This window comes from Lacticaseibacillus camelliae DSM 22697 = JCM 13995, assembly GCF_001436615.1.
Taxonomy (GTDB): domain Bacteria; phylum Bacillota; class Bacilli; order Lactobacillales; family Lactobacillaceae; genus Lacticaseibacillus; species Lacticaseibacillus camelliae.
The window spans coordinates 65,561-73,765 of record NZ_AYZJ01000009.1 but is presented as its reverse complement, the minus strand read 5'-3'; the positions used below and the strand labels follow the sequence as shown (position 1 = coordinate 73,765).

9 protein-coding genes are annotated in these 8,205 nt (G+C 57.4%); all 9 read left to right on the top strand.

All coding sequences use genetic code 11. The features are described from left to right. Positions 1–222: 222 nt before the first annotated feature. The 9 genes from FC75_RS01475 (at position 223) to cls (ending at position 8,205) form a co-directional block, all read left to right on the top strand. Positions 223–1,227, top strand: coding sequence for a rod shape-determining protein (locus FC75_RS01475; RefSeq protein WP_056988924.1), 1,005 nt, complete (start codon positions 223–225; stop codon positions 1,225–1,227). A gap of 85 nt (positions 1,228–1,312) precedes the next feature. Continuing rightward, complete coding sequence (gene mreC, locus FC75_RS01470) at positions 1,313–2,173, top strand: rod shape-determining protein MreC (protein ID WP_056988923.1); 861 nt, start codon at positions 1,313–1,315, stop codon at positions 2,171–2,173. Between the two features lies 1 nt (position 2,174). Beyond that, positions 2,175–2,705: a rod shape-determining protein MreD gene (gene mreD, locus FC75_RS01465; protein WP_054663609.1), complete on the top strand. Its 531-nt coding sequence runs from the start codon at positions 2,175–2,177 to the stop codon at positions 2,703–2,705. 16 nt (positions 2,706–2,721) lie between these two features. Next, on the top strand, positions 2,722–3,381 hold the full coding sequence (locus tag FC75_RS01460; protein WP_056988922.1) for a septum site-determining protein MinC: 660 nt from the start codon (positions 2,722–2,724) through the stop codon (positions 3,379–3,381). Continuing rightward, complete coding sequence (gene minD, locus FC75_RS01455) at positions 3,381–4,178, top strand: septum site-determining protein MinD (protein ID WP_056988921.1); 798 nt, start codon at positions 3,381–3,383, stop codon at positions 4,176–4,178. Before FC75_RS01460 ends, minD begins: the two co-directional genes overlap by 1 nt. A gap of 453 nt (positions 4,179–4,631) precedes the next feature. After that, a complete protein-coding gene (locus FC75_RS01450; RefSeq protein WP_054663600.1) occupies positions 4,632–5,288 on the top strand; it encodes an amino acid ABC transporter permease in 657 nt (218 codons plus the stop codon). Between the two features lie 15 nt (positions 5,289–5,303). Further along, positions 5,304–5,951, top strand: a complete 648-nt coding sequence (locus FC75_RS01445) for an amino acid ABC transporter ATP-binding protein (protein ID WP_056988920.1) — start codon at positions 5,304–5,306, stop codon at positions 5,949–5,951. Continuing rightward, on the top strand, positions 5,941–6,756 hold the full coding sequence (locus FC75_RS01440; protein WP_056988919.1) for an amino acid ABC transporter substrate-binding protein: 816 nt from the start codon (positions 5,941–5,943) through the stop codon (positions 6,754–6,756). The genes FC75_RS01445 and FC75_RS01440 overlap by 11 nt, the downstream gene beginning before the upstream one ends. A gap of 15 nt (positions 6,757–6,771) precedes the next feature. Then, on the top strand, positions 6,772–8,205 hold the full coding sequence (cls, locus tag FC75_RS01435) for a cardiolipin synthase (protein WP_056988918.1): 1,434 nt from the start codon (positions 6,772–6,774) through the stop codon (positions 8,203–8,205).

Here is an 8,205-nt window from a genome sequence, read left to right as displayed (position 1 = left end):
CAAAAAAAGCCCCACAATCATTAGACACTTTGTCTAACAATTGTAGGGCACTTCAATCGTGGGTGGTGAGCGCTTTTATTCGTTTAACCAGGAACACCACCTGTAAGATTTATTAAATTATGGTTGGGAAAGCGCGTGATTGGTCAGGGCTGCGCCGGACCGCGAGTCGTTTATGCTATAATGCAAGGGATTAGAAAATCGGACTTGTAAGGAGAGAACGTCTTGCTTGGATTAGGCACAAAAAACATCGGAATCGACCTCGGCACAGCGAACACCCTCGTGTACGTTGACGGCAAGGGCATCGTGACTAACGAACCTTCAGTGGTCGCAAAAAACACACAAACAGGGGAAATCATTGCGGTGGGTGAAGAAGCCCGCGCGATGATCGGCCGCACCCCAGCTGACATCGACGCCATTCGGCCGATGAAAGACGGCGTGATCGCGGATTACGACACTACCGCAGCCATGCTGAAGTACTTCATGAACAAGGCGCTTGGTGGCAAGAACAATCACCCGCTGGTCATGATTTGCGTGCCCAGCGGCGTCACCGAAGTGGAGAAGCGCGCGGTGATCGACGCGGCCAAGGTGGCCGGCGCCAAAGAGGCTTACGTCATTGAAGAGCCATACGCCGCTGCCATTGGGGCGGGTCTGCCAGTGATGGATCCGACCGGCTCCATGGTGGTGGATATTGGCGGTGGCACCACCGACGTGGCCACCATTTCACTTGGCGGGATCGTCTCCAGCCGCTCGATCCGCATGGCCGGCGACAAAATCGACGAGGCCGTGATTGCCTACATTCGGGCCAACTTCAATCTGCTGATTGGGGAACGCACCGCCGAAGAAATCAAGATCCAGCTGGGTTGCGCTTCGATCGAAGAGGCCAAGAAGCTGGACGGCATGACGATTCGCGGCCGTGATTTGCTGACCGGTCTGCCTAAGACCCAGGACATCACGGCAGTCGACGTCGCCAACGCCATTCAGGAAACCGTCCAGGCCATCATCGAAGCCATTAAGGACACCCTCGAAGAGACATCGCCGGAAATTGCCGCCGATGTGATCGATCACGGAATCGTGCTGACAGGCGGCGGCGCGCAGCTGAAGTCGCTTGACTCAGTGATCTCCGACGCGACCAAGGTGCCTGTGTTTGTGGCGCAAGATCCGCTGGAATGCGTGGCCATCGGTACTGGGGAATCCCTCAAGAACATCGATGTACTGAAGAAGCACTGATCCATGCAGGCAGCTGCAACCAGTGGCCGGTCCGCTAGTTTTATTGGGCCGGCTTTTTCGTTGAGAAGACCAAAAGGAGCGACTCATGCAAAAGTTCTTTTCTAACAAAAAACTGATCGTCTTGATGGTCGCCTTGTTGGTCAGTGTGGGGCTGATGTTTACCTCAATGTCAGTGCGGAACAACAAGAACACCCCACCATTAGTGCAGCAGATCGGCAATGACATCGTTGGCATCGGTGGGCGCATCGTGGCCGCGCCAGGCAATTTTGTGAAGTACGGGCTCGATGACGTCAACGACCTGCTGAACACGTATCAGGAGAACCGGTTGCTAAAGGCGCAGGTGTCCACCCTCGCGCAAACCAAGGTGACCAACCAGACGCTGCAGGCGGAGAACCGCTCGCTAAAAAAGCAGCTCAAGCTTGATGCCACGCTGACGGATTACTCACAGATCACGGCGACGGTGATGATGCGCAGCCCCAGCGACTGGCGCAACATTGTGGTGATCAACAAGGGCCAAGGTGCCGGGGTTGCCAAGGGGATGCCGGTCATGGCCGGCTCGGGATTGGTTGGCCGCGTGGTCGAGGTTGAGAAGACCAACGCCAAGGTTGAAATGATGACCACAGATAACAAGTCGGCCGATCGGTTCGCCGCGCAGATCACGACGAGTAACGGCAGTATCGTCAACGGGGTGATCTCCAGCTACAGTGCCGCCAAAAACGAGCTGGTGCTGGGTCAGGTCAGCACCGAAGACAACATCAAAAAGGGCCAGCGTGTGGTCACTTCGGGGCTCGGCGGCAGCACGCCGAAAGGCCTGTTTATCGGCACCGTGGCCTCGGTGGCCAAGGACGACTTCGGCCTGGCGAACACGGTGTACGTGAAGCCTGCGGCCAACTTCAACGACTTGTCCGTGGTGACTGTGATCAACCGGACCATCAAGGGTGAGTAACATGCTGAAGGAAAAAAAGTTTACCAAGCACGGCTGGGTCCTGCTTTTGCTGCTGGTGACTCTGCTTTTGGACGGCGTCATCGCGCAGGTTTTTGCGCAGTTCGTGATGGCGCCGACCTTCACCGGCGTGCCGCAGCTGACGCTGATCGCGCTGATCATGACGGCCCTGCTGCTGCCGGAAGAAATTTACATTGTGGCAATTGCCGCGGTGTTTGGCCTGATTTTCGATAGCTACTACACCGGAATGCTTGGGGTCAACGCGCTGCTGTGGCCGCTGCTGATTTACGTGGTGCGGCAGCTGCGGCCGGTGGTACCCAAATCCCCGTTTTACATTGGGGCCGTGGTCGTCATTGTGCTGACGGTGTTCACGCTGGCCAATTACGCGGTCAACCGGTTCCTGGGGTTTGCCCAGGTCAGCACGATCACGCTGATCGCCAACCACATCGGGCCCAGCCTGATCGTGAATCTGGTTTTATTTGCGCTTGCGTATTTGCCTTTGCGCCAGATATTGATAAACTTAAGGATAGATTAAAGTTGGGGGTGTACGCATGGACGCAGTCACGCTGAAGGGGCGTAAAAGTGGGTTTGAGCTGCAGCTGGCATCAGAGGCTTCGCTGGATGAGGTCGTTGCGTCGTTGACCACGCTGCTGGCACGCGTGGCCGGAGACACCAAGGACCAGAGCAATGTCGATTTTGTGCTGGAAACCGGGGACCGGCTGCTCAATGAGGCCCAGGCTAAAGCGGTGCAGGCGGTGTTTGACGCCTATCCGCAGTTTGAAATCAAGACCATCCATGCGGACGTGGCGGCCATCGAACCGCTGCGGGCCCACTTTGAGGCGAAGGCCACTCACTTAGTCGGCGGGATCCTGCGCTCCGGCCAGGAGGCGGATTACACTGGTGACGTGCTGTTCTTGGGCAACCTCCACCGTGGCGCGACGCTGCGCACCACCGGCAGCATTTTTGTGATGGGGACCGTCGAGGGTCTGCTGATCGCCGGTGCGTTGGGCGATCAGGCGGCCGTCATTGTGGGCGACATCAGCCGCGCCGCGCAGATCCGCATCGCAGACACCTTGGAGATCATTGACAAGAATTCTTACACCGCGCAGACCACCTCTTACATCGATGACCTGCACGCCTTAGTGCACGGCAAGGTGCCGGAACTGAGCAAGTTGCGGCCAAAACTGTTCCGGAAACTGGAGGAAATGTAATGGGTACTTCTTTGGTTGTCACTTCAGGCAAAGGCGGTGTCGGTAAAACGACGACCACGGCCAACATCGGGACTGCACTGGCACTGCAGGGCAAGAAGGTGTGCCTGATGGATCTGGACATTGGGCTGCGCAATCTTGACGTGGTCTTGGGCCTGTCCAACCGGATCATTTACGACATTGTTGACGTGGCCAGCGGGCGTGCAAAGGTGCACCAGGCGCTGATTAAAGACAAGCGGTTCGACGATAAGCTCTATGTCCTCCCTGCCGCGCAGAATGCAGAGAAGGATTCGCTTGAACCGGACCAGGTCAAGGCCATTGTAGATGAGTTGCGGCCGGAATTTGATTTTTTAATTTTGGATTCGCCGGCCGGCATTGAGCAGGGCTTCCGCAACGCTGTCGAAGGCGCAGACGGGGCAATCGTCGTCACCACGCCTGAGATTTCCGCGGTGTCTGACGCGGATCGCATTGTTGGCCTGCTGGAGCAACGCGACATGGTGTACCCGCCACGCCTGATCATCAACCGCATCCGCCAGCACATGATGGCGGATGGGCGGTCCATGGACATCGACGAGATCACGCAGCACCTGGGTATTGACCTGCTCGGCATCGTGGTCGATGACGACGGGGTGATCGCCAGCTCCAACAAGGGCGAAACTGTCGTGATGGACCCCGACGACATGGCCAGCCAGGGCTATCGCAACATTGCACGCCGCCTGCTGGGCGAGTCGGTGCCACTGATGAACATTGAGCAGAAAAAAGTTGGTTTTTGGCACAGACTTTTTCATCATCAGGGTTGACATTCATTTTGAAGCAGGTATTATTGCCTTAATCAATTAAAACGTTGAGTGGAAATGGTGAGAAGCAGATCAGCCAAGCGAGTCCGGAGCGGTGAGAGCCGGACGTGATCATTCTTGCCTCACATCCATGAGTGCCTGATTGAACTCAGTAGGTCAGGCCGGTTGGGCTCGTTATCGCCGTGGTTGAAAAACTACATGAGACCGGTTCGGTGACGAAGCGGTGAGCATGAGGTGGCACCGCGGCATTCAAGTCGCCCTCATTCAGACAGCAGTCTGAATGGGGGTGTTTTTGTTTACCGCCAGCCCCGAGTTTTTCAACCACGTGAGGACCAGTCGGTGACGGCTGGTCGAAATGAGGTGGCACCGCGCGGAAGCGTCCTCAAGCAAAGCTTGAGGATACTTCTGTGTGGTGCTTTTTTATTCAACGTTGAGAAATGTGAGGGAGGAATAATCATGAGTTACATCAATTCGATTCTGCCGGCGTTAATGGACGGCGTCAAAATGACGTTGGGGGTCTTCTTCCTGACGCTGATCGGGGCCATCCCGCTGGGGATGCTGGTGTCAGTGGGGTTGATCCAGCGCGGCAAGAACATTCTCGCCAAGGCCGGTAAGGCGATTCTGTCCGCCTACATCTGGGTGTTTCGCGGCACGCCGCTGCTGCTGCAGTTGATTTTCGTGTTCTATGGCCTGCCGCTGATCGGCATTGTGTTTGACCGCTTCTCGGCCGTCATTTTCACCTTCATCCTCAACTACGCGGCGTACTTCGCCGAGATCTACCGCGGCGGATTCGGCGCCGTTGAGGAGGGCCAGTTCGAGGCCGCAACGGTGCTGAACATGACGCGCTGGCAAACGCTGCGCTACGTGGTCATTCCCCAGGTCCTAAAGATTGTCCTGCCGTCCATGGGCAACGAGGTGATCAACCTGGTCAAGGATTCCAGCTTGGTTTACGTCATCGGCCTGGGCGACCTGCTCCGCGCCGGCGAAGTGGCCACGTCTCGCGATGTCACGCTGGTGCCACTGGTCCTGGTCGCCGTCATTTACCTGGTGATGACGCTGCTGCTCACGCTGCTGCAGCGCCGCGTCGAAAAGTCATTCAGCTACTACAAGTAGGCAGGGGGTAAGCACATGTTAGAGCTTAAAAATATTTCCAAACGCTTCGGTGATCAGGTCGTCCTGGATAATCTAAGTGTCACCATTGAAGATCAGAAAACACTGGCGATCGTCGGCCCCAGCGGTGCCGGCAAGACCACCTTGCTGCGTATTATCGCCGGCCTGACTCCGGCTGACAGCGGCAGCTTCACTTACAATGGTCAGCCGACCACCGCCGCCGAGCTGCGTAAGCAAGGTGTCATTGGCGTCGTCTTCCAGGGCTTCGAGCTTTTCCCTAACCTGTCCGTGCTGAAAAACATCACACTGGCCCCGACACTGCAAGGGGTCAGCGCGGCAGCGGCGCAGAAGCACGCGCGCAACCTGATGGACCAGTTGGACCTAGAGGCGCAGGCCAACGCTTATCCTTACTCCCTGTCGGGTGGTCAGAAGCAGCGGGTCGCGATCGCCCGGGCGCTGGCCTTGGATCCGAAAATTCTGCTTTACGACGAGCCGACCTCGGCGCTGGATCCCAACCTGCGCCAGTCGGTGGCAGACCTGATTGCCAGCGTCAAGCAGCAGGGCATGACTCAGGTCGTGGTTACGCATGACATGGAATTTGCCAAGATGGTGGCGGACGCGACGCTGACGGTGGCCAAGCAGGGGAGTGAGTCGAATGAAGCGTAAGTGGTTAACGATCCTGTTGACGCTGCTGGCTGGGTTCACCTTAGTGCTCGGCGGCTGCGCCCGCACCGAGCAAAAAAACTCCTGGCCGCGCATCAAGCAGGATAAAAAAGTGGTCGTCGGGTTGGACGATAGTTTTGTGCCGATGGGTTTTCGCCAAAAGAACGGCACTGTGGCCGGCTACGACATCGACCTGGCGCGGGCGCTGTTCAAGCTGTACGGCGTGAAGGTCAGCTTTCAGACGATTGACTGGTCCATGAAGGAAACCGAGCTGCGCAACCAAACCATCGATCTCATCTGGAATGGGTACACCGTGACGCCGGAGCGCCAAAAGCAGGTCGCCTTTTCTCAGGAGTACCTGAAGAATCACCAAGTCCTGGTCACCAAGCGGGCGGACCACATCAACTCATTTGCCGACATGAAAGGTAAGGTCGTCGGCGCGCAAAGTGAAAGCAGCGGCGCCTCGGACATTGACGCGCAGCCGAAGAAGCTCAAAGACCTGATTAAAAACCGCGAGCCGGTCCTGTACGACACCTTTGATAACGCCTTTCTGGACCTCAATGCCGGTCGCATTCAGGGCATTGTGATCGACGAGGTTTACGCGAATTACTACATTGCCCACCAAAAAGACCCGAGCGCCTACAAGGTGATTCAGGGCACTTATCCGGCTGAGGACTTTGCGGTTGGGATGCGTAAGAGTGATAATGAGCTCAGAGATAAAATCAACACCGGCTTGAAGACGCTCAAAGCCAACGGCACTTTGAAGAAGTTAAACGAGAAGTGGTTTGGGGTGGCTTCGGTCGATTAGTGGGGAGTTTCTAGTATGTGGCTCACGACCATTGCCATCATCATTATTGTGATCAACGCAACCGCGGCCATTATCACCGTGTTCCGGCAGCCCCGGGACATTGCGGCGACATGGGCGTGGTTGTTGGTGCTTTTGCTGCTGCCGGTCATCGGGTTCATCTTGTACTGGTTCTTCGGCCGCAAGCTGTCAACCAACAAACTGAACTCACTGGCGACTCAGCAGCGCTTGGGGATCGACCAGATGGTGGCCTCGCAGCAGGAGGCCGTCACAATCAGTCAGGAAAGTGGCGCGGCCTCGCCGTTTGCGGGCGCGCCGGAGCTCGTGCGGACGCTGCTGCAGGCTGACGGGGCGCTCATCACGACCATGAATCGGGTCCGGCTGCTGTTCAACCGCCAGGATTTTACTAAGGCCTTGTTCGCCGACCTGCGGACCGCGACGCACCACATTCACATTGAGGCTTATACCATCGAGCCGGACGGGGTGGGCAAAGCGCTGGTGCAGCTGCTGACCCAAAAGGCTGAACAAGGAGTGCGGGTGCGCGTGATCTACGACACCTTTGGCTCGCACCGACTGAACCGCGCGTTCTGGCGGCCGCTGGTGCAGGCCGGTGGGCAGGTCGAGCCGTTTTTGGCCACGCGACTCGGCCGAGCCAACCTGCGCATCAACTTTCGCAACCATCGCAAGATCACGGTGATCGACGGGCAAGTGGCTTACATGGGCGGGTTTGACATCGGCAGTACCAGCCGCAAGCTGGCCATCACGCGCGACACGCAGCTGCGGCTCACCGGCCAGGCAGTCGCCTCGCTTCAGGCGCGCTTCTTCATGGATTGGAACACTACTGCCAAGATCAAAAAGGTCCACTTCCAAAAGGCGTACTTCCCCGATCCTGCGGACAACGGCCGCACCACCATGCAAATCGTCGGCGGTGGGCCGGAGCAGAAACTGGAGGCCATCAAACTGGGGGACCTGCGACTGTTGGCGTTGGCCAAGCGGCGCATTTGGGTGCAATCCCCGTTCTTTGTGCCGGATGATTCACTGCTGGACGCCCTGGTGCTGGCGGCGCAGTCCGGTATCGATGTGCGGGTGATGGTGCCGGTGCACACGAATCAGCCGATGATGGCCAAGGCGACAGAATTTTACCTGAACCAGCTGGTGAAAGCCGGCGTGCGCGTGTACCGCTACCAGGCGGGGTTCCTGCACAGCAAGGCGATCATCGTCGATTCCCAGTACCTGATGACCGGCTCCCCCAACCTGGATGTGCGCTCGTTTAAGCTCAATTTTGAGATTGCCGCCTTCATTTACGACCAGACCCTGGCCGAAATGGTAGAGCGCCAGTTCAAACTTGATATGGCGCAGGCGACGCCGTACACGTACGCGATGGTCAAAAACCAGTCCCACGCCAGTCAGCTTGGGGCGGACCTGGCGCGGCTGTTTGCCCCGATCCTGTAG

Bases quoted from the DNA above. Each gene is read 5' to 3' on its own strand.
- mreC (WP_056988923.1), top strand. From the start codon at position 1,313: ATGCAAAAGTTCTTTTCTAACAAAAAACTGATCGTCTTGATGGTCGCC.
- mreD (WP_054663609.1), top strand. From the start codon at position 2,175: ATGCTGAAGGAAAAAAAGTTTACCAAGCACGGCTGGGTCCTGCTTTTG.
- FC75_RS01460 (WP_056988922.1), top strand. From the start codon at position 2,722: ATGGACGCAGTCACGCTGAAGGGGCGTAAAAGTGGGTTTGAGCTGCAG.
- minD (WP_056988921.1), top strand. From the start codon at position 3,381: ATGGGTACTTCTTTGGTTGTCACTTCAGGCAAAGGCGGTGTCGGTAAA.
- FC75_RS01450 (WP_054663600.1), top strand. From the start codon at position 4,632: ATGAGTTACATCAATTCGATTCTGCCGGCGTTAATGGACGGCGTCAAA.
- FC75_RS01445 (WP_056988920.1), top strand. From the start codon at position 5,304: ATGTTAGAGCTTAAAAATATTTCCAAACGCTTCGGTGATCAGGTCGTC.
- FC75_RS01440 (WP_056988919.1), top strand. From the start codon at position 5,941: ATGAAGCGTAAGTGGTTAACGATCCTGTTGACGCTGCTGGCTGGGTTC.
- cls (WP_056988918.1), top strand. From the start codon at position 6,772: ATGTGGCTCACGACCATTGCCATCATCATTATTGTGATCAACGCAACC.